20 protein-coding genes are annotated in these 19,613 nt (G+C 68.7%); 14 read left to right on the forward strand and 6 right to left on the reverse strand.

The window, feature by feature from the left end:
* Window positions 1–113 precede the first annotated feature (113 nt).
* The gene (locus tag ACZ6S8_RS15375; RefSeq protein WP_469455846.1) at window positions 114–593 is read left to right on the forward strand and encodes an SsgA family sporulation/cell division regulator; all 480 of its coding nucleotides are present in this window, start codon (window positions 114–116) and stop codon (window positions 591–593) included.
* Between the two features lie 52 nt (window positions 594–645).
* On the opposite strand, the gene ACZ6S8_RS15380 is transcribed toward ACZ6S8_RS15375, so the two are convergent.
* Window positions 646–2,028: an FAD-binding oxidoreductase gene (locus ACZ6S8_RS15380; protein WP_469455848.1), complete on the reverse strand. Its 1,383-nt coding sequence runs from the start codon at window positions 2,026–2,028 to the stop codon at window positions 646–648.
* 96 nt (window positions 2,029–2,124) lie between these two features.
* Between ACZ6S8_RS15380 and ACZ6S8_RS15385 the strand changes: the two genes are divergently transcribed.
* From ACZ6S8_RS15385 to ACZ6S8_RS15395, 3 genes are all read left to right on the forward strand, one after another.
* Complete coding sequence (locus tag ACZ6S8_RS15385; RefSeq protein WP_469455850.1) at window positions 2,125–3,675, forward strand: tetratricopeptide repeat protein; 1,551 nt, start codon at window positions 2,125–2,127, stop codon at window positions 3,673–3,675.
* Window positions 3,676–4,009: 334 nt separating this feature from the next.
* Window positions 4,010–5,560: a recombinase family protein gene (locus ACZ6S8_RS15390; RefSeq protein WP_469455852.1), complete on the forward strand. Its 1,551-nt coding sequence runs from the start codon at window positions 4,010–4,012 to the stop codon at window positions 5,558–5,560.
* Between the two features lie 1,134 nt (window positions 5,561–6,694).
* Window positions 6,695–7,042 (forward strand): HNH endonuclease, encoded by a 348-nt coding sequence (locus ACZ6S8_RS15395; protein ID WP_469455854.1) that lies wholly within the window; start codon window positions 6,695–6,697, stop codon window positions 7,040–7,042.
* Window positions 7,043–7,121: 79 nt separating this feature from the next.
* Here the strand turns inward: ACZ6S8_RS15395 and ACZ6S8_RS15400 are convergent, their stop codons facing one another.
* On the reverse strand, window positions 7,122–7,325 hold the full coding sequence (locus ACZ6S8_RS15400; protein WP_469455856.1) for a hypothetical protein: 204 nt from the start codon (window positions 7,323–7,325) through the stop codon (window positions 7,122–7,124).
* Between the two features lie 242 nt (window positions 7,326–7,567).
* On the reverse strand, window positions 7,568–7,810 hold the full coding sequence (locus ACZ6S8_RS15405) for a hypothetical protein (protein WP_469455858.1): 243 nt from the start codon (window positions 7,808–7,810) through the stop codon (window positions 7,568–7,570).
* 582 nt (window positions 7,811–8,392) lie between these two features.
* Here ACZ6S8_RS15405 and ACZ6S8_RS15410 point away from each other — a divergent pair.
* Complete coding sequence (locus tag ACZ6S8_RS15410; RefSeq protein ID WP_399454539.1) at window positions 8,393–9,328, forward strand: major capsid protein; 936 nt, start codon at window positions 8,393–8,395, stop codon at window positions 9,326–9,328.
* 73 nt (window positions 9,329–9,401) lie between these two features.
* Here ACZ6S8_RS15410 and ACZ6S8_RS15415 read toward each other — a convergent pair whose 3' ends face one another.
* Window positions 9,402–10,508 carry a helix-turn-helix domain-containing protein gene (locus ACZ6S8_RS15415; RefSeq protein ID WP_327305329.1) on the reverse strand — a complete coding sequence of 369 codons (1,107 nt, stop codon included), beginning with the start codon at window positions 10,506–10,508 and terminating at the stop codon, window positions 9,402–9,404.
* A 326-nt stretch (window positions 10,509–10,834) separates the two neighbouring features.
* On the opposite strand from ACZ6S8_RS15415, the gene ACZ6S8_RS15420 reads away from it, so the two are divergent.
* From ACZ6S8_RS15420 to ACZ6S8_RS15430, 3 genes are all read left to right on the forward strand, one after another.
* Window positions 10,835–11,065 carry a DUF7848 domain-containing protein gene (locus ACZ6S8_RS15420; protein ID WP_399384585.1) on the forward strand — a complete coding sequence of 77 codons (231 nt, stop codon included), beginning with the start codon at window positions 10,835–10,837 and terminating at the stop codon, window positions 11,063–11,065.
* Entirely contained in the window at window positions 11,062–11,190 is a 129-nt protein-coding gene (locus ACZ6S8_RS15425; RefSeq protein WP_469455860.1) for a hypothetical protein, read from the forward strand. The genes ACZ6S8_RS15420 and ACZ6S8_RS15425 overlap by 4 nt, the downstream gene beginning before the upstream one ends.
* Window positions 11,191–11,320: 130 nt before the next feature.
* Window positions 11,321–11,812, forward strand: a complete 492-nt coding sequence (locus ACZ6S8_RS15430; protein ID WP_469455862.1) for a glycine-rich domain-containing protein — start codon at window positions 11,321–11,323, stop codon at window positions 11,810–11,812.
* 321 nt (window positions 11,813–12,133) lie between these two features.
* Here ACZ6S8_RS15430 and ACZ6S8_RS15435 read toward each other — a convergent pair whose 3' ends face one another.
* Together ACZ6S8_RS15435 and hppD are read right to left on the reverse strand one after the other, a co-directional pair.
* Window positions 12,134–12,376, reverse strand: a complete 243-nt coding sequence (locus ACZ6S8_RS15435; protein ID WP_469455864.1) for a GntR family transcriptional regulator — start codon at window positions 12,374–12,376, stop codon at window positions 12,134–12,136.
* Window positions 12,377–13,305: 929 nt separating this feature from the next.
* The gene (gene hppD, locus ACZ6S8_RS15440; RefSeq protein ID WP_469455866.1) at window positions 13,306–14,460 is read right to left on the reverse strand and encodes a 4-hydroxyphenylpyruvate dioxygenase; all 1,155 of its coding nucleotides are present in this window, start codon (window positions 14,458–14,460) and stop codon (window positions 13,306–13,308) included.
* 121 nt (window positions 14,461–14,581) lie between these two features.
* Between hppD and ACZ6S8_RS15445 the strand changes: the two genes are divergently transcribed.
* From ACZ6S8_RS15445 to ACZ6S8_RS15470, 6 genes are all read left to right on the forward strand, one after another.
* Complete coding sequence (locus tag ACZ6S8_RS15445; RefSeq protein ID WP_469455868.1) at window positions 14,582–15,058, forward strand: Lrp/AsnC family transcriptional regulator; 477 nt, start codon at window positions 14,582–14,584, stop codon at window positions 15,056–15,058.
* Window positions 15,059–15,114: 56 nt separating this feature from the next.
* Complete coding sequence (locus ACZ6S8_RS15450; RefSeq protein WP_469455870.1) at window positions 15,115–15,762, forward strand: ABC transporter permease; 648 nt, start codon at window positions 15,115–15,117, stop codon at window positions 15,760–15,762.
* Window positions 15,755–16,999 (forward strand): betaine/proline/choline family ABC transporter ATP-binding protein, encoded by a 1,245-nt coding sequence (locus tag ACZ6S8_RS15455; protein ID WP_469455872.1) that lies wholly within the window; start codon window positions 15,755–15,757, stop codon window positions 16,997–16,999. Before ACZ6S8_RS15450 ends, ACZ6S8_RS15455 begins: the two co-directional genes overlap by 8 nt.
* The gene (locus ACZ6S8_RS15460) at window positions 16,996–17,859 is read left to right on the forward strand and encodes an ABC transporter permease (RefSeq protein WP_469455874.1); all 864 of its coding nucleotides are present in this window, start codon (window positions 16,996–16,998) and stop codon (window positions 17,857–17,859) included. Before ACZ6S8_RS15455 ends, ACZ6S8_RS15460 begins: the two co-directional genes overlap by 4 nt.
* A complete protein-coding gene (locus tag ACZ6S8_RS15465) occupies window positions 17,860–18,861 on the forward strand; it encodes a glycine betaine ABC transporter substrate-binding protein (protein WP_469455876.1) in 1,002 nt (333 codons plus the stop codon).
* Between the two features lie 99 nt (window positions 18,862–18,960).
* Window positions 18,961–19,611, forward strand: coding sequence for an ArsR/SmtB family transcription factor (locus ACZ6S8_RS15470; RefSeq protein WP_469455878.1), 651 nt, complete (start codon window positions 18,961–18,963; stop codon window positions 19,609–19,611).
* The last annotated feature ends 2 nt before the right edge of the window (window positions 19,612–19,613 follow it).

Raw genomic sequence — 19,613 nt, forward strand, 5'->3', positions numbered from 1 at the left:
CGTCATACCCGGGCACCTCGACGCTCTCTCCGGGTGCGGGGCGCGATCCGGCCCCGCACACCGACGCGCGGCGCGCACCCAGCGCACGCGCAGTGCACCGAAGTGAGGCCGCCATGCACCACCCCGTCGTCGAGCGCGAGCTGGAACTGAAGCTGGTCCTGTCCCCCGAGCGCAGTGTCGCCGTCCCCGCCCGCCTGCTCTACCTCACGGACGACCCGTACGCCGTCCACATCACCTTCCACACCGGCTCCGCCGCTCCCGTCGAATGGACGTTCTCGCGCGAGCTGCTGGTCGAAGGGGTCTTCCGGCCGTCCGGACACGGCGACGTACGGATCTGGCCGACGAAGATCGAGAACAGGGCGGTGCTCTGCATGGCGCTCAGCTCCCCCGACGGCGACGCCCTGTTGGAGGCCCCCGCCGCCTCCGTGTCGGCCTGGCTGGAGCGCACCCTGCGGATCGTCCCGCCCGGCACCGAGGCCGACCGGCTCGGCCTGGACGCCGCGCTCGCCCAACTGCTCGCCCCCACCCCGGCCGACGAGCTGTGGCTGCGCGACCCGTGGCCGTCGGACGAGTCGGCGGACGGCGACCTGTGACGCCGGGCTCCGGACGCACGGGCCCGCGTCCGGACCGACGGGCCCACCCGCGTCAGAAGAGCTTGCCGGGGTTGAGCAGGCCCAGCGGGTCGAAGGCGTGCTTGACCGCGCGCTGCATCTCCATCCCCACCGGCCCCAGTTCGCGGGCCAGCCACTCCTTCTTCAGCACGCCCACCCCGTGTTCGCCGGTGATGGTGCCGCCCAGGGACAGGCCGAGCGCCATGATCGCGTCGAAGGACTCGCGGGCCCGGCGCGCCTCGTCCGGGTCGGCGGGGTCGAAGCAGACCACCGGGTGGGTGTTGCCGTCCCCGGCGTGCGCGCAGACGCCGATGAGCAGGTCGTACGCGCGGGCGATGGCGGCCGTGCCGTCCAGCATCTCGGCAAGCCGCGAGCGCGGTACGCACACGTCGTCGATCATCGTCGCCGGGCGCAGCGCGTCCAGGGCGGTCAGCGACATCCGGCGCGCCTGGAGGAGCAGTTCGGACTCGGCCTCGTCCTCGGCGGGCACGACGGCGGTGGCGCCGGCGGCCGTGCACAGCTCCGCCACGGCGGCGAGTTCCGCGGGGGCGTGGGGGGTGTCGAAGGCGGCGAGCAGCAGCGCCTCGGTGGTCTCGGGCAGGCCCATCTTCCCGAGGGCGTTGACGGCGCGGACGGTCGTGCCGTCCATCAGTTCCAGCAGCGAGGGGGTGAGGCCGGCCTCCATGACGGCGCACACGGCCGCGCAGGCCGCCGCGGCGGAGGGGAACTCTGCGGCCAGCGCGAGCTGGCGCGGCGGCGCGGGGCGCAGCGCCAGGACGGCCTGGACGACGATGCCGAGGCTGCCCTCGGAGCCGACGAAGAGCCGGGTGAGGTCGTATCCGGCGACGCCTTTGGCGGTGCGCCGGCCCGTGCGCAGCAGCCGCCCGTCGGCCAGGACCACGTCGAGGCCGAGCACGTACTCGGCGGTGACCCCGTACTTGACGCAGCACAGGCCGCCGGAGGCGGTGCCGATGTTGCCGCCGATGGTGCACTGCTCCCAGCTGGAGGGGTCCGGCGGGTAGTACAGGCCCCGTGCGGCGACGGCCCGCGACAGGACGGCGTTGACGACGCCCGGTTCGACGACGGCGATCCGGTCGACGGTGGAGACCTCCAGGATCCGGTCCATCTTCACGAGGGAGAGCACGATGCAGCCGTCGGAGGCGTTGGCGGCTCCCGACAGGCCGGTACGGGCGCCCTGCGGGACCACGGGGACCCGGAGCGCGGTGGCGGTGCGCATGACGTGCTGCACCTGTTCGACGGTGCGGGGCAGGACGACGGCGGCCGGGGTTCCGGCGGCGCAGAAGCCGGCCATGTCGGAGGCGTAGGAGACCGTCACCTGCGGGTCGGTGAGGAGCGCCTCGGCCGGGAGCCCTGCCAGCAGGCGCTCGGTGAGCTGTGCGGAGAGGTCTTCATCCATGGGACCAGCGTGGCAGCCGGGGCCATCGGTGTGAACACGCCCGCGCCCCTCTTCGGACACTCCGGCGAACTCTTCATATTGACGCACAGTGACCCCATGGACCGTATCGACGAGGAATCGCAGCCGGCGCCGCCCGTGACGTTCACGGGCCGCAAGACGCTCGTGGCGGCCGCGGTCGCCGTGGTCCTGATCGCCGGGGCCCTGCTGATCCGGCCGGCCCGCACCGGGGACGACGCCCGTCCGCCGGGGCCGAGCGAGCGGGCCGCCTCGGCGGTCGGCATGGGCGCGCCGGCGGCGGCGGTGGACCTGACGGCGCTGGTCGCGGACCGGGAGAAGTGGGTCGCGGCGCACCCGGACGACGACGCGTCGTGGTCGGTGCTGGGCGCGGCCTATCTGGAGCAGGCGCGGCGCACCGCGGACACGGGCTGGTACCCGAAGGCGGAGCGGGCGCTGAAGCGGTCGCTGGAGGCCCGCCCGGCGGAGAAGGGCAACTTCGACGCGATGACGGGCATGGGCACGCTGGCCAACGCCCGCCGGGACTTCGGCACCGGGAAGAAGTGGGGCGAGCTGGTCCGGGCGCAGGCGCCCCGGCGCTGGACGGCGTATCCGGTACTGGTGGACGCGTACTCGGGTCTCGGGGACTACAAGGCGGCGCAGGCGGCGGCGGACCGGCTGCTGGAGCTGCGGACGGGCCTGGTGGCGTACACGAAGGCCTCGCAGGTCTACCGGGACCGCGGCTGGCGCGAGGACGCGGTGATGGCGATGGAGCACGCGGCGGGCGCCGCCAAGGCTCCGGCGGAGAAGGCCTACGCCCTGTTCCGGCTCGGGGAGCTGTCCTGGGAGCGGGGGGAGACGGCGGAGGCCCTGCGGCAGTACGAGGCCGCGCTGCGGACGGATCCGGCGCAGGCGCAGGCCCTCGGCGGGCGGGCGCGGGCGCTGGCCGGGCTGGGGCGCGGCGGGGAGGCGGTGCGGGACTACCGGATGGCGCTGGGGCGGACACCGGTTCCGCAGCTGGCGCTGGAGCTGGGCGAGCTGCTGGACGCGCTGGGCCGGGAGCAGGAGGCGCGGGTCCCGTACGACCTGCTGGGCGCGCTGGCGGCCCGGGACGGCTCGAACGGGGTCGACGACGACGTGGTGCTGGGCCTGTACGAGGCGGACCACGGCGATCCGGCGGCGGCGGTGCGGCGGCTGTCGCAGGAGTGGTCGCGGCACAAGAGCGTGCAGGTCGCGGACGCGCTGGGCTGGGCCCTGCACAAGTCGGGCGACGACGTGGCGGCGCTGGAGTACGCGAAGAAGGCCGCGGAGCCGGGGGTGCGGAGCGCGGACTTCGCGTACCACCGGGCGATGATCGAGCGCGGCCTGGGCGACGAGGCGGCGACGCGGCGGCACTTGCAGGAGGCGATGCGGACGAACCCGCGGTTCTCGCCGCTGCGGGCCCCGGCGGCGAAGGAGGCGCTGGCGGCGATCGCGGAGCCGGCGGCCGGGGGGCCGGAGAACCTGCTCCCGACGAAGCCGTGGGTGGCTCCGGAGCTGCCGAAGCCGAACCCGCCGAAGGCGAAGCCTTCCAAGCCGAAGCCGAAGCCGAAGCCGCCTGCGGCGAAGCCCTCCCCGCCTGCGGCACCGTCCGCGAAGCCCCGGTCCGACTGACCCGGCCCCGCGGGGCTGCGCCCCGGACCCCTACGGCGCTCCGCGCCGCGCCTCAAACGCCAGGCGGGCAGATCCGGCCTCGCCTGCGTGTGAGGCGCGCGCCCGGGGCGGAGCACCGATCCAGCCTCGCCGGCGTTTGAGGCGCGGGGTCTGGAGTGGAACCAACACCCTGGGTTCTACTCGGTAGCGGGCCGTTTCCGCAGGTCACAAAGGCTTTCGCATGTCTACGAGCGCCCTCGCACGTCTCTCCGGGAACTCTCCCCTCCCTACCAAGGGCATGAACCAGAGTACTGACGGGCTGTGCCCGTGCCACGGACGACCGTACGTTGACCTGTTGCTCCGTAAGTCGAAGATCGTTCGCGAGGGCGAGCGTGCACTGTCCATCCGGGCGCAGGAGGAGCGGGGCCGGGCATGGGCGGACGAGCACGGATATTGCGTGCGGAAGGTGTGGCGAGAGAACCTGTCCGCGTGGTCGGACGTGCAGCGCCCGAAGTACGACGCAGCCATGACCGCAGTCCTCGCCGGCGAAGTGCCCGCGCTCTGGTGCTACGCGCTCGACCGTTTCAGCCGCAAGGGTGCCGAAGCGGTAGTGCCGATCCTCGGCAAGGCTCGCGTCATCTTCGACTACGAGCGTCTCGACTCGCTGGACGAGCGGGACCGCCGATGGATCATCGACCGTGCCGAGAACGCACGCGAGTACTCGCAGCGGCTGAGCTACAACGTGCGGGGCACAAAGTCTCGGCAGCGCACCGAGGGCAAGTGGCTGTCCAAAGCCCCGTTCGGGCTTGTCGCGGTCCCCGGTACGCGGAAGCTGATCCCGGATCTCACCCCGTACGTGTGCACCGTTGCCGACAAGCGGGAAGTCACCCCGTGGGAGATCGTCCAGCGGGTGTTCAAGGCCATCGGCGAGGGCATGTCCTCCCGCGCGCTGACACGGAAGCTGAACAGCGAGGGACTGCGGACCGGTATCGGGGTCCCGTGGCGAGCCGACGCGGTGCGAGCGATCATCATTCACCCCGTCTACGAGGGATGGCTTACGCACTGCCCCGGCGGTAAGGCTCACCGAGACCGCGTGCCCTTCCTGAACAGCGAGGGCGAGCGGATTCGTGTGGTCACGGCCGAGACGCTGCCGCACATGATCCCGTCCGAGCTCGCCGAGCGCGCCCGCCGCGTGCTGTCCGGGAACCAGACCATCAGCAAGGCTGCCCCGACTCCGGGCCGCGCTGTCCGGGCGCTGACGAGCCGCATGCGGTGCGCATCCTGCAAGAGCGCTATGACGCTAGAGGGAACGTCGTACGCATGCAGCCGCTACGGCGACGGGGACCAGGCATGCGCCGAACCCGCGTTCGTCACCCGCAAGGCCATCGAAAAGTACGTCGTACAGACCTGGTCTGAGCGGCTCGCAGTAGCCGACGATGACGACCCGCTGTTGGTTGCCGTGGCCGAACGCTGGCAGGCCATTACCCGCCCCGAGGAGACACAGGTCATCAGGGACGCACGCGCCGAACTGAAAGCCGCACAAGCCAAGCTCGACAAGTTCCACGCGGACGACGCAGCCGACTTCTACACGGGCCGCTCCGCCCGCTACCGCATCCCCCACAAGAACGCTGCCGAAGCGAGGATCAGCAAGGCTGAGACCGCCCTCGCCGAACTCGTCGGCAACAGCGGACCCGTGTCCCTCTCGTTCCTGCTGAGCGGCAGGGGTGAGGCGTACTGGAACACTGCCGACGCACGGATGCAGCGTGACCTACTCGGACTCGCCATAGACACCGTGACCGTGACGAAGTCTCCGGGGCGCGGACGGCGCTTCGACGGGATGAAGCGCGTCACCATCGCATGGGCCACCCCCGAGGGTGCCGCAGACGACTACATGGAAGCCGCGTAACGGCCCTGCAAGGCTCGAACGGCCCCGGACGGTTCCCGTGACCATCCGGGGCTTTCCGTATGCCGCGTAGGGCCGTATAGGCTCTCCGCACTCCGCACCGACATGGGCGTGCGGAGTAGGACCGTGCTTTGACAGGCTCACACCCTCGAATAGCAGTACAACCGGTCCGCACCGCCCCGGCATCCCTCGGGACCGCCGGGGCTTTCCCATGCCCGCAGACGGGCGTACAGGGCCCCTCGTGCCCCTCGCCGGCTGCGTCCTCGGGGCTTGGGTCGGGACTGTCCTACAGCGGGACGAGCGATGTTGAAGTGACGGTTACAACCGGTTTTTTAAAACACGTAAAAAAATATAGAAGAAGAGAGACAGCCGTCTCGTTCGGCACCGCATCACTGTTCGAGCCTCCGGGAATTCGTCCCTCCCTACTACTCCCAGGAAGAGAGGGAGACGACGAGCCCCCCGAGTCAGCCACACGGCAGGCTGGGGCGCGGGAATTCGTCCCTCCCTACTACTCCCAGGAAGAGAGCGGGACTACCGCGCACCCCACCGCAGAGTGAACGGCGGACCGAGTGCCCACTCTCTCTACCAGCGTTGCCCGTGCACCACGCACCCTCCCGTTACGGGGGTGGCCGCAGGAGTCGTGAGGCAGCGCGTGCGGGGACCACACCGCCCATGAGTAACCCACCCTCCGGGGTGCGCCGAAAGGGGTTGTAAGCGCGTGTGGTCCCCACCCTGTCCAGACCGGTCCGCCGGCGAGGACAACGAGCACCAGGAGCACGGCGAGCACACAGCTTGTCACCCAAAACTGACGCTACCTGGTAGCGCCCTTACGGCCCGCTGACCCAACGGTGAGAGGTGCGCGGTACCGGCCCCGACTCGGGGATATCGGCCGCAGAGTTCCGGGGTTCAAGTCCTCGGGCGGGCACTAGTCGACGACGTGCATCCCACGTACCGGCTCGCAGTACGTCTGTCCGTTGCTGTCGACAAGTGCGGTTCGGCTGTACGCCTCCCACTGGAGACCGAGACCGCACGTTTGGCAGCGTCCGGCAAAACGGCGGTAGCCCGGAGCGGGCTCGGCTGCCTCATTGGTTGTAGTCATCCGACCAACCTAAGACATGACTCCGACAAGGGGGCCGCATGCGCTGTATCGACTGTCCGGAGCCTGCGACCCATCGGGGCCGCTGTGAGCCCCACTACCGGGCGTACGAGGACCGTCCTGCGGTACGGGCTCGGCGGAAGCGTCGGGAAGTCCTCGCACGGGGCAACTCGGCTGCCGCTCGGCTCCGCCGGATCATCCGGAAGTCGGGACGCTGGAAGTGCGTGCGCTGTGGTCGGCATGTCCTCGCGTCAGCCATCGACATAGACCACGTACAGCCGCTCGCGTTGGGCGGGACGGACACGGACGGGAACGTTCAGCCGCTGTGCCGTGCGTGCCATCGGCTCAAGACGCGTGAGGACTTCGGGGCCGCAGGTCCGCCGTTCTGAGACTGCCCCGGCACGGAAGTCACGAGGTCCGTACCGGGGCGCCGGGTTACTTGCTCAGCAACAAGTCTGAATGTGGATGCTACTTCCCGGCGTCCGAAGCATCGCTCGGGCTGGGCTCGCCATAGCGGTTGTCGTATACGCCCCAGGCCGAAGAGTAGGTAGCAAGTTTGTGGGCCTTGTCTGTGCCAGGCTCGGCGATCTCGTCAGGCTCAGGGGCTTCGTCACCGAGCAGATTGGCCCCAGGCTTTTCGGCATCCTTGGGTGTTCCCCATACGTCTGTCATTTTTCGCCCCTCTATACGTGCTGATGGCTCTACCGCCGATGTAGACAAGCATGCTCGTGCCGATCCTCGCATGACCGCACGTCACCGCACCACTACCCCTTGACATGAGGTGACCCCCCCATGCCCCGACGGAGCCGTTTTCCGTGCTTGATACCGGGTTGCCCCGAGGCGGACAGCGAGGCGCCCCGACACGGCCCCAGAGAGGTTCGTTCCGGCACGTTCTGCGACGCGACTCGTGTGAATTAGTCCCTGACCTTCTTCAGCGCACCGAAATCGAACGTGGTTGGCACTTCCTTCCCCAACACCTCAAGGTTGACGACGGCAATCCCTTTGTCATCGTCCAGCGAAGTGACGTGGCCCGCGAAGCCTTTGAAAGCGCCGAGCAGGATACTCACATAGTCGCTTACCTCAAAGTCGCGATAACTGATCGGCACAACTGCCCCTTCCTGGCCGGCGATCTGCCCGCCCCGCGTGGATCTTGCCATGGCATCACACCAGCGGACCAGAGCGCTTGACAGGAGGTGATCCCCCCATGCCCCGAAAGCCTCGCCCCCCGTGCTCGGTACCCGGCTGCCCCGAGCTCACCCGAGCCGGCGGACGCTGCGCCGAGCATGAGCGCGAGGCGAACGCGGACCGTGCTTCACGTGGTGCTGTCTATGACACACGGTGGCAGCGCGTACGGCGTGCCTACCTGTACCGGCATCCCTGGTGCGTGCTGTGTGGGCGCCTCGCCAACGTGGCGGACCATTTCCCTTTGCCCCGACGCGAGTTGATCGCACGGGGCGATGCGAACCCTGATGCATCACGTCATCTGCGTCCGCTGTGCGTCGCGTGCCACAACCGCGAGACAGCGAGGCATCAACCCGGCGGATTTGCCGCTGAAGCACGTTCACGGCGCGAATCGCGCGAGGCTCCGCCGTTCTGACCAGGGGGAGGGGGTCAACCCCTCTCCTTCCCGAGCGGCAGGGAGGCAAAAAACTCGCATGGCTAATTAGACCGCTTTCACGGGGCGAAATCGAACTCCCATTTCGCTGCCAATTTCAACGCAATCAATTTTGGAGAAATTCATGAGTCTCACGCTTGCTGAATCCGCCAAGCTCTCGCAGGATCAGTTGCAGCGCGGCGTTATTGAGACGTTCGTCCAGGAGTCTCCCCTTCTGGACCGGCTCCCACTGATGCAGATTGCCGGAAACGCATACCGCTACAACGAGGAGTCCGCCCTCCCTGGTGTCTCGTTCCGCGCAGTCAATGAGGCGTACCCGGAGAGCACTGGAACGCTTAATCAGAAGATCGAGACACTCGCCATCCTGGGTGGTGACGCCGATGTGGACAAGTTCATAGCGCAGACCCGAGGAAACCTGAACGACCAGCGAGCCATTCAGGTCATGATGAAGGTCAAGGCTGCTTCCATTCACTTCTCGGATCAGTTTTTCAACGGTGACGTGATGGTGGACCCGAAGGGGTTCGACGGTCTGCGCAAGCGGCTGTTCGGCACTCAGGTTGTCGACGCCAAGGGTCTCGGTCCGGTGGCCAACGGCTACGAGTTCTTTGATGCGCTGGACACTCTGACCGCGCGGGTCCGTGGCATCAACGGTTCCAACGGGGCGCTCTACATGAACGCCGACGTCCGGGCCAAGATCGCGTCAGGGTTCCGCCGGCTCGGCGGTTCCGAGCTGCTGACATCCGAGATAGCCGGTAAGCGGGCGGTGATGTGGAACGGGATTCCGATGCTCGACGCGGGTCAGAAGCTGGACGGTACCGATGTATTGCCCCTGACCACCGGTACTGGCGGCAAGCAGACCGGCGATATCTACGCCGTCCGCTTCGGCTCCACTGAGGCCGACGCGGGGGTAACCGGGCTGACGCATGGCGGGGTGCAGGCCACCGACCTCGGCGAGTCCCACGACAAGCCCGTCTACCGGACCCGCATCGACTTCTACTGTGGTCTTGCCCTGTTCGGCGGGAAGGCCGCAGCCCGACTGACCAACGTGCTGAACGGCTGATCAAGTACCTGAGCCCCCGTGCTCGTCTCCCTTTGCCGGGTGACGGGTGCGGGGGCTTTTGTCGTGCGTGCCGTCAGGACTCTTCGATTTCCGACATCAGAAGTCTGAGCGTCAGGGAGTGCTTCTCCGGCGGCAGCGCGTCCAACGCTCCCCGTGCGTAGGTCACTCCGCCGGAAACATCGCCGGAGCGTGCGAGCATCAGACCTCTATGCATTTCAAGGTGGGTAGCGAACCGGGGAAGCTCTGCCGGGAGTTCGCGGCGCGCAGCTTCCTGTGCCTGAACGGCTCCCTGCTCGTCGCCCAAGCGGGCTAGGAGGAGCGACAGGAAGACGTTCATACGCCACCAGGGCACGGCATAGTCGCTGGTCTGTTCGTAGGACCCCGACTTGTCGAAGATGCGCCGGCCATCGTCGGCGAGCTTGAGTGCTGAGGCGCGGTCACCTCGAAGTGCTGCGGCGTGTGCCTTGCCCATTACGGCGTTCAGGAGACCTAGGGAAGGTCGATCCGATATGGCCAAGGCTTGGTCCGCCAGTACGTCAGCGATGCCCAGCGATGCCCCTTCGTACCCCAGGGCGATGGCTGCACGTCCACGTACCCAAACGCGCGCTTCGTCGTCTCCGGACTCGTCAGCAGCCTTAGCTGCCATGCGGTACCAGTGAACGGCCTTCGATCCGTCCGACCCCGGAAACGTCTTGGCGTACAGGGTCATCAGTCGGGAAGCCACTGACCAAAGTCGGGGGTCTTCCAGTTGTTGCTGCACGGTGACGAGTTCGCCGGACACCCGACGCTGGATGTCCGCAGCGCCCATCGACATGTACTCAGTGCCGTACGTGGTCAGCTTGGCTTCCCACTCATCCGATGACGGCCCGCCCCGTAGTCGGGCGGCGAATCCTGCGCTGATCAGATCAGAGGCAACCACTGGAGCTATGGCAGCCCCGGCGATGTCGGTAAGGAACTCGCGTCGGTCCACTTCACCTTCAAGGACAGCTAGGGGAACGTCGAGAACGGCAGAAAGCGCGGCAAGGTAGAACGGGCCTGGCCTGACCTTGGAACACTCCCAGTTGCTGACGTACTCCCGCGTCAGCGTTGTGCCGTGCGCGCTGTTGATCTCAGAAGCTAACCGCCCTTGGCTCCAGCCGCGAGCCTTGCGGAGATCCCGGATCAGTTCCCCGATGTCCATGCGCCCATCTTGCTACTAGGGATGCCACTAGACCGAGAGATTCTTCGCCTTCCGAGCTGGTTGCCACTACGGATCACACTAGGCCCCGCTTCCTCGGCGGCGAGACGATCCCGAGCACCGAACGCGACGCAAGGGGTGCGCATGGTGACGGCAGCACGGCAACAAACGGCTCGGCCAGACCCGCTCGAACCGGTCCCCGTACCCGGATGCGGGGTGTGCCTCGCACTGGCCACAGCCCGTGAGATCTCGCGGGAAGCCGACGACCCTTTCTCCGTAGCGGTGCAGAACGAGGAGCTCCGCAATCACCCGCACGGCCGGGACGCGGCATGAGCGTGATCTCGGTGATGCGCTACATCACCTACAGCATGCGGCGGCATCCCTCCGCCGAGACGACCGCGACCGCACGGTGTCTGAGCTTTGAGTGCGACTGGACAGCGGAACCGACCCCGAACGCCGACGTGTGCAGCGACATGTGCATTAAGCACACGGGGCGGACAGGCCACATGACGTTCGTCCGGGAGTTCTCGGAAGTCGCTGTAGTGGAGCGCGTCCAGTGACCGACGACAACGAGCACCAGGCGCACGCGCAGTCCAGCCGGCGAAGCGCCTTAGCCGTGACCCTGGGGGCCGTCGTGTGGGTCGGGGTCGTCGTCTGCATCGTGGCCAAGGGCTGGGGCGCGTGATCGTGTCCAGCGTCCGGGACCTGTTCATGCACCGGTCGGCCGCTGGCACCGCCCGGTTTCGGTCTCCCCAGAACTCCCACCCCTCTGAGGGTCGGGCAGCGAAACAACTCCCATTAGAAACGGAGCCCGTATGTCACAGCTTGCTGTACGCGAGGCCGCGTTACCGCTCTCCGTCCGCCTCCCGTCCGCAGGGTTCGCCACCGCCGTGCGCACCGTCGAACGGGCGAACCCTCACCTTCCGGAGGGCATGGCCGAGCGGATCGTTCGTGAGGCGGTGAAGTTCGTTACGGCGGCAGCGCATAACCGGACCCCGGGTCTCGCCCTGCGCCCGTCCAGGCTCGTGGACGAGGGGTGGCACGCGCTCCTCACGGACACGAGGACCTACGACAACCTGTGCCGGCTGCTCGGCCGGTTCGTACACCACGTCCCTGAGGTGCCTGCGGCGAAGAAGCACGACACGGCAACCGTAGCCCGCACGCTCAAGGCCATCCGCGAAGCGGGAGACGAACCCGACGAGTACCTGTGGACCGTGGAGGCACAGTCTGCCGTTCTGGTCTCTGCCGACTGCATGCACAGCGAATGCACAGAAGGCGGGTCAGCCTGTACTGCTCCGCCAAGCTAGGAGGCACGGAACGCTCACGACGACAGCCCACACCCACTACCGTTGGTGACTTACTGCTGTCAGGAGGATGCGGTGAGCGAAGAGCGTAGGGCTGATTGGATCGACCCTCGGTATCGCGAGGCGGTCGGGCTACTGACTGCTTGCCGAACCGCGAGAAGCCCTAGTCGTCGCTGGCGGCGGGTCTGCCCGCACGGCGAGGGTGTGACCGTGATCGTTGACCCGGCTACCGGGCAGGCTCGCAACGTGGCATGTGCGGCTTGCTGCCCGTGCGAGAGCTGAGCCCCTGGGCCCGCTGGCCGCTATCCCTGCGGTTAAGCGGGCTCAGTCGTTCGTACTCGCGGTTTGATCCGCAACGAAGGAACCCATGCCGGGCGTGGTGACGATGAGACCTTCCTCCCGCAGCGCGGCAGTCACCTTGCGAATGGTGACGCGGGTGACCGCGAACTCCTCTGCCAACTGAACTTCTGAGATCAGATGGTGCTGCGGATACTCGCCCGACGCCATGCGCGCCCGGACGACTTCCGCGATCTGTACCCACTTCGGGCGGGTCGGGTCGTACTCCACAGGTCGGACGCTACACAAGACCAGCCATGCACTCATAGATACGCCTGTCCATATTCAGCTATAGACAGGTGGATACAGGCTGGCTACCGTCGGAAACGAAAACGCCCCGGAAGACCGCTGTAACGGTCCCCCGGGGCTTCGCCGAACCAGCTTTTGGGAGCTGACCGACATGCGCGAGCTTATCGCCCCCATGGTCCTCGGACTGACGTCCGTCACCGCCCTACTCCTCGTACTCCTGCCGAGCCGGCGAGCCCCGGGGAAGCACTCCAGCGCCTACCGCCCCGAGCCTGCCCCCGCCGTAAGCGTGAGCCCGTGGTCTCGCCCGTGGACCGGGCCTAGCAGTGCGGACGCACGCAGGATCTTCCGGCCCGAGACCGACGCGGAAAGCACCCTCGTTCTCTCGCCGGTACAGCGGGAACGGCGGTACGCGGCAGAGTTCGCAGCCATCGGCGTGGACTACCCGTACACATACAAGGGGGCACCCTTCCCGCGCTCCGCGTTCGCTGCGGCGGTGTCGGCATGACGCGCGACGGACTGACGGACGCGCCCCCGGTCGGTGACTCGGCCCTGTGCATCCTCTGTAAGAGGCTCACCACAGCCCCCGTAGCGGTACGCGAGATCCACAGCACCAGCGGCCCCGGAACGACGCTGTGGGCGTGCGCTGAACACGCCGAGGGACTGGCCCCGGGCCCCATGCCTGGTGAGCTTCACTGGCCGTAGCGACCCACAACGAGCCCCGTCCGACCACGTGTCGGGCGGGGCTTTTCGCATGCCCGGACCTGGTGTTTTTCTAGGTCCCGGGGTGTAGGGTCCACCGGGGCGGAGCCCCAGGGCCGGCCCCCCGGGCGCCGTGACTCGGGCCGGGGCGGACCCCCGGTGGACGGCGGGCGGAGCGCCCCAGGACGGAGAGCCCCGGGGCGGAGTGGCGGCTAGAGGTTGCCGCGCTTTTCCTGCTCCCGCTCGATCGCCTCGAACAGGGCCTTGAAGTTGCCCTTGCCGAAGCCCATCGACCCGTGCCGCTCGATCATCTCGAAGAAGACCGTCGGCCGGTCCTGCACCGGCTTGGTGAAGATCTGCAGCAGGTAGCCGTCCTCGTCGCGGTCGACGAGGATCTTCAGCTCGCGCAGGGTCTCCACCGGGACCCGCGTCTCGCCCGCCCACTCGCCGAGCGTGTCGTAGTACGAGTCCGGGGTGTCGAGGAAGGTGACGCCGGCGGCCCGCATGGCGCGCACGGAGGCGACGATGTCGTTCGTGGCCAGCGCGATGTGCTGGACGCCCGCGCCCCCGTAGAAGTCCAGGTACTCGTCGATCTGCGACTTCTTCTTCGCGATCGCCGGCTCGTTGATCGGGAACTTCACCTTCAGGGTGCCGTCCGCGACGACCTTCGACATCAGCGCCGAGTACTCGGTCGCGATGTCGTCGCCCACGAACTCCTTCATGTTCGTGAAGCCCATGACCTTGTTGTAGAACGCGACCCACTCGTTCATCCGGCCGAGCTCGACGTTGCCCACGCAGTGGTCGATGGCCTGGAAGGTCCGCTTGGCCGGCGGCTCGACCATCGGGGCGACGGCGACGAAGCCGGGGAGGTACGGGCCCGAGTAGTCGCGGCGCTCGACCAGGGTGTGGCGGGTCTGGCCGTAGGTGGCGATGGCGGCCAGCACGACGGTGCCGTGCTCGTCCTTGACCTCGTGCGGCTCGTCCAGGCCGCGCGCGCCGTGCTCGACGGCGTACGCGTAGGCCGCGCGGGCGTCCGGGACCTCGATGGCGAGGTCGACGACGCCGTCGCCGTGCTCGGCGACGTGCTCGGCGAGGAAGCGGCCGCGGTCGGTCGACGCCTTGATGACCGAGGTCAGGACGAAGCGGGCGGCGCCGTTGGTGAGGACGTAGCTCGCGGTCTCGCGGACGCCGTTCTCCGGTCCGGAGTAGGCCACGAGCTTCATGCCGAAGGCGGTCGAGTAGTAGTGCGCGGCCTGCTTGGCGTTGCCGACGGCGAAGACGACCGCGTCCATTCCCTTCACCGGGAAGGGGTCTGCCTCACGCGCGGTGTGCGGGGTGGTTTCGAGGTTCGCCAGAGACTCAGTCATGAGCGCAGAGTCCCGCCGATCCACAAGCTGCGCAATAGTTTCAATTTTTGCTGTACATACTGACCAGTTGCGCCGCAACATTGCTGAAACATCTGCGCACTATGACCACCCCGGAGACCCCATGGGCATCGACGAACTCGACGGCCGGCTCATCGTCCTGCTCGCCCGCGAGCCCCGGATCGGGGTGCTGGAGGCCTCCCGCCGGCTCGGGGTGGCGCGCGGGACCGTGCAGGCCCGCCTGGACCGGCTTCAGTCGAACGGAGTCATCCGCGGCTTCGGCCCCCAGGTCGATCCGGCCGCCCTCGGATACCCGGTGACCGCCTTCGCCACCCTGGAGATCAAGCAGGGCCAAGGCGCGGACGTACGGGCCCACTTGGACGGGGTGCCGGAGGTGCTGGAGCTGCACACCACGACCGGCCACGGGGACATGCTGTGCCGGCTCGTGGCGCGGTCCAACGCCGATCTCCAGCGGGTGATCGACCGGGTTGTCGGCTTTGATGGCATCGTGCGGGCTTCGACGGCGATCGTGATGGAAAATCCCGTTCCGCTGCGGATCATCCCGCTCGTCGAACAGGCGGCCGAGGACGACACCCGCTGACCACCCCCGACCAGTGCGGGCCGAAGGCGGCCGGACCCAGGAAGAGGCGATGCGGCGTGAGCTTCTGGAGCTATCTGTCCGCCCGCCACGAACAGCTCCTCACCGACGCCTTCCAGCATGCCAGCGCCGTCTTCCAGTGCATGGTGATCGCGACCGCCCTGGGCATCGCCATCGGCCTGGTGAGCTACCGCAGCGCGTGGGGCGGGCACCTGGCCATCACCTCCACCGCCACGATGCTGACCATCCCCTCCCTGGCCCTGATCGGCCTGCTGATCCCGCTGGTCGGCCTCGGCGTCCCGCCGACCGTGATCGCCCTGACCCTGTACGGGCTGCTGCCGATCGTCCGGAACTCGATCGTGGGCCTGCGCGGCGTGGACCCGGCCCTGGTCGACGCCGCCAAGGGCATCGGGATGTCCCGCAGCGCCCGGCTGCTGCGGGTGGAGCTGCCGCTCGCCTGGCCGCCGATCCTGACCGGCATCCGCGTGGCCACCCAGATGCTGATGGGCATCGCCGCCATCGCCGCGTACGCCTCCGGGCCCGGCCTGGGGAACGAGATCTTCCGCGGGATCGCCTCGCTCGGCAGCGCGAACGCCCTGAACCAGGTGCTGGCGGGCACGATCGGCATCGTCATCCTGGCGCTGCTCTTCGACTCCGCGTACGTCCTGCTCGGCCGTCTCACCATCCCGAGGGGTATCCGTGTCTGAGACCGACGGCCCGGGCAGCACCTCCGGCGCGACCATCCGGCTGGAGAACCTCACCAAGCGCTACCCCGGCAACCCGAACCCCTCCGTCGAGGACGTCTCGATGGACATCAAGGCGGGCGAGACGGTCGTCTTCGTCGGCCCCTCGGGCTGCGGGAAGTCCACCACCCTGAAGATGATCAACCGGCTGATCGAGCCGACCTCCGGCCGGATCCGGATCGGCGACGAGGACGTCACCGACATGGACCCGGTCAAGCTGCGGCGCAAGATCGGCTACGCGATCCAGTCCTCGGGGCTGTTCCCCCACATGACGGTCGCCGAGAACATCGCCCTCGTCCCGAAGATGACCGGCTGGTCCAAGTCGAAGGTGAAGGACCGGGTGGAGGAGATGCTCGACCTGGTCGGGCTCGACCCCCGCGAGTTCCACGGCCGCTACCCGCGCCAGCTCTCCGGCGGCCAGCAGCAGCGGGTCGGCGTGGCCCGGGCCCTGGCCGCCGACCCGCCCGTCCTGCTCATGGACGAGCCGTTCGGCGCCGTCGACCCGATCACCCGTGACCACCTGCAGGACGAGCTGATCCGGCTCCAGCACGAGCTGCACAAGACCATCGTCTTCGTCACGCACGACTTCGACGAGGCGATCAAGCTCGGCGACCGGATCGCGGTGCTGCGCGAGCGCTCGCACATCGCCCAGTTCGACACTCCCGAGGCCATCCTCACCAACCCGACCGACGACTTCGTCTCCGGGTTCGTCGGCGCCGGCGCGGCCCTCAAGCGGCTCAACCTGACCCGCGTACGGGACGTGGAGATCGCCGACTTCCCCACCGTGTCCGTGGACGACCCGCTCCAGCGGATCTTCAACGCGCTGCGCGGCGGTGCCAGCAACGAGCTGCTGATGCTGGACCGGCGCGGCCGGCCGTACAAGTGGCTCCGCCGTGGCGACCTGATGCGCGCCAAGGGGTCCCTGGCGCGGGCCGGCCAGCTGGTGCACGACACCGTGACCCGGGACGCGACCCTGCACGACGCCCTGGAGGCCGTCCTCACCGACAGCGGCGGCCGGGTGGCCGTCACCGGGCGGCGCGGCGAGTACATCGGCGTCGTCGACATGGAGACCCTGATGAACTCGGTGCACGAGATGCTGGAGGCCGACCGGCTGGCGGCCGCCGAACACCGCCACGACCTGGAGGAGCTGCGCCACCACCGGACGGAACAGGAGCTGGAGGGCGGTGCGGACAGCCCGTGAACGCCACCTCCCCGCAGCGCCCCTCCGGCGAGCGCCCGCCCGGCGAGCACGACGTCAAGGGCCACGCGTTCCGTGACGGGATCGCCGCCGGCGCCGAGGAGCCGGCGGCCGCCCCGCAGGCTCCCGCCCGCCGGCTCACCTGGTCCAAGCTGCTGGTCACGCCCGCCGTCCTGGCGCTGGTGCTGCTGGCCACGTACCTGTGGATCACCAACATCCCCCTCGACCCCATCGAGGAGAACTCCCTCGGCGACGGCAACGTGAAGCTGCGGCTGTGGCAGCAGGTCCGGCTCGTCGCCATCTCCACGTTCTGGGTGCTGATCATCGCGATCCCGCTGGGCATCGCGCTCACCCGCGGCGGGATGCGCCGGACCGCTCCGCTGTTCACGGCGGTCGCCAACATCGGGCAGGCGACCCCGGCGATCGGCCTCCTCGCCCTGCTCGTCATCTGGCTGGGCATCGGCCCGTCCACGGCGATCGTCGGCATGGTCGCGTACGCCGTGCTGCCCGTGCTGTCCAACACGATCGCGGGGCTGCGGGCCATCGACCCGCAGCTGGTGGAGGCGGCGCGCGGGATCGGGATGTCCGGGACGGGGCGGCTGGTGAAGGTGGAGCTGCCGCTGGCCGTCCCGCTGATCCTGGCGGGCGTACGGACGGCCCTGGTACTGAACGTGGGCACCGCCACCCTGGCCACCTTCGGCGGCGGCGGGGGCCTCGGCGACCTGATCACCTCCGGCATCCAGACGCAGCGGATGCCGGTGCTGGTGCTGGGCTCGGTGCTGACCGTGGTGCTGGCCCTGTTCGTGGACTGGCTGGCGTCGCTGGCGGAGACGGTCATGACCCCGCGCGGGCTGGAGGCGTAGATGCGTACCTTCCGCGTACGGGCGGCCCTTCGCACGGCGGCAGCGGCGGCGCTGGCCGGGCCGGTGCTGGCGCTGGCGCTCGCGGGCTGCGGCCTCAAGAGCGGTTCCCCGATGGCCGACGACGTCCAGCCGGGCTCGGTCGGACAGGGCCGGCCCCTGGAGGGGGCCTCGCTCACGATCACCTCGAAGAACTTCAGCGAGAACATCGTGCTCGGCCAGATCCTCGGCCTCGTCTTCAAGGCGGCCGGCGCGGAGGTCCTGGACCGCACGAACCTGCCCGGCTCGATCAGCGCGCGCGAGGCGATCCGCAAGGGCGACGCGGACGCCATGTACGAGTACACGGGCACCGCCTGGATCACCTACCTGGGCAGAACCGAGCCCATCGACGACCCGCGGGAGCAGTGGGCGGCACTGCGCGCGGCGGACGCGAAGAACGGGGTGGTGTGGCTGCCGCCGGCCACGCTCAACAACACGTACACCCTGGCGATCAGCAAGAAGAACAACGCCAAGTACGGGCTGAAGACGATGTCGGACGTGGCGGAGCTGGCCGCGAAGGATCCGGCGGCGGTGACGCTGTGCGTGGAGAACGAGTTCGCCGCCCGCGAGGACGGGCTCCCGGGCATGGAGAAGGCGTACGGGATGAAGATCCCGGCCGGCAACATCCGGAAGATGGACGCCGGGATCATCTACACGCAGGTCTCGAAGTCCGACTCGTGCCTGCTGGGCGAGGCGTTCACGACGGACGGCCGGATCAGGGCCATGGACCTGGACACCGTGGCGGACGACCGGCGCTTCTTCCCCAACTACAACGCGGCGCCGGCGGTCAACGCGAAGACGCTGGCCGAGTTCCCGGTGATCGCGGAGCTGCTGGCCCCGGTGACGGCGAAGCTGACGACGGCGGTGGCGCAGGAGCTGAACGCCAAGGTGGACGTGGAGGGGCAGGACCCGCACGCGGTGGCGAAGGACTGGCTGGTGAAGGAGGGCTTCATCAAGGAGGGCTAGAGGGTGTCGTGCGGCGGGGCGGGGGCCGGTCAGCCGATCCAAAGAAGACGTTGCAAAGAAACCCTTGCATAGGAGTCTTTGGAACTCTATCGTCGAGGCATGCCCGAGACGCCGGAAGCCCCGCAGACCCCGCAGCACTCCCCCGAACAGGACAAGGACCAGGCGCCGGAGGTCCGGACGCTCGACGCCCGCTCCCTGCGCGGCCTGGCCCATCCGCTGCGCATCCGGATGCTGGCCGACCTGCGCCACCAGGGTCCGGCGACCGCCTCCCAACTGGCCGAGCGGCTCGGGGAGTCGAGCGGGTCCACCAGCTACCACCTGCGCCAGCTCGCCGCCCACGGCTTCGTCGAGGACGCGCCGGAGCACGGCAAGGGCCGTGAGCGCTGGTGGCGGGCTGCGCACGACGGCACCCGGTTCGACGAGAACCTGATGTACAGCGACGACCCCGCCACCCGGGGCGCGGCGGACCTCTTCCTGCACGAGATCGCGACGATCCACACGCAGGAGATGAGCACCTGGCTCGGCAACGCCCACCACTGGTCGCAGGACTGGCGGCGCGGCTCGGACCTCAGCGACTTCACGCTGCACCTGACCGCCGCCCAGAGCCACGAGCTGATCCACAAGATGCACGACCTGGTCAACGGCTACCGCGACCTGCAGCCCGCCGAGGGCACGGAGGCGGTCCGCGTCCACACGCACGTCCTCCCGGGCACGTTCACGCCCACCGCCCCCCGGCCCGCCGCCGGCTAGGC

This window comes from Streptomyces sp. NPDC048461, from assembly GCF_055587105.1.

Excerpts from the sequence above, each read along its gene's own strand:
- ACZ6S8_RS15395 (WP_469455854.1), top strand. The coding sequence starts at position 6,695 with ATGCGCTGTATCGACTGTCCGGAGCCTGCGACCCATCGGGGCCGCTGT.
- ACZ6S8_RS15415 (WP_327305329.1), bottom strand. The coding sequence starts at position 10,508 with ATGGACATCGGGGAACTGATCCGGGATCTCCGCAAGGCTCGCGGCTGG.
- ACZ6S8_RS15385 (WP_469455850.1), top strand. The coding sequence starts at position 2,125 with ATGGACCGTATCGACGAGGAATCGCAGCCGGCGCCGCCCGTGACGTTC.
- ACZ6S8_RS15430 (WP_469455862.1), top strand. The coding sequence starts at position 11,321 with ATGTCACAGCTTGCTGTACGCGAGGCCGCGTTACCGCTCTCCGTCCGC.
- ACZ6S8_RS15405 (WP_469455858.1), bottom strand. The coding sequence starts at position 7,810 with ATGGCAAGATCCACGCGGGGCGGGCAGATCGCCGGCCAGGAAGGGGCA.
- ACZ6S8_RS15465 (WP_469455876.1), top strand. The coding sequence starts at position 17,860 with ATGCGTACCTTCCGCGTACGGGCGGCCCTTCGCACGGCGGCAGCGGCG.
- ACZ6S8_RS15400 (WP_469455856.1), bottom strand. The coding sequence starts at position 7,325 with ATGACAGACGTATGGGGAACACCCAAGGATGCCGAAAAGCCTGGGGCC.
- ACZ6S8_RS15420 (WP_399384585.1), top strand. The coding sequence starts at position 10,835 with ATGAGCGTGATCTCGGTGATGCGCTACATCACCTACAGCATGCGGCGG.
- hppD (WP_469455866.1), bottom strand. The coding sequence starts at position 14,460 with ATGACTGAGTCTCTGGCGAACCTCGAAACCACCCCGCACACCGCGCGT.
- ACZ6S8_RS15445 (WP_469455868.1), top strand. The coding sequence starts at position 14,582 with ATGGGCATCGACGAACTCGACGGCCGGCTCATCGTCCTGCTCGCCCGC.
- ACZ6S8_RS15470 (WP_469455878.1), top strand. The coding sequence starts at position 18,961 with ATGCCCGAGACGCCGGAAGCCCCGCAGACCCCGCAGCACTCCCCCGAA.
- ACZ6S8_RS15410 (WP_399454539.1), top strand. The coding sequence starts at position 8,393 with ATGAGTCTCACGCTTGCTGAATCCGCCAAGCTCTCGCAGGATCAGTTG.
- ACZ6S8_RS15380 (WP_469455848.1), bottom strand. The coding sequence starts at position 2,028 with ATGGATGAAGACCTCTCCGCACAGCTCACCGAGCGCCTGCTGGCAGGG.
- ACZ6S8_RS15375 (WP_469455846.1), top strand. The coding sequence starts at position 114 with ATGCACCACCCCGTCGTCGAGCGCGAGCTGGAACTGAAGCTGGTCCTG.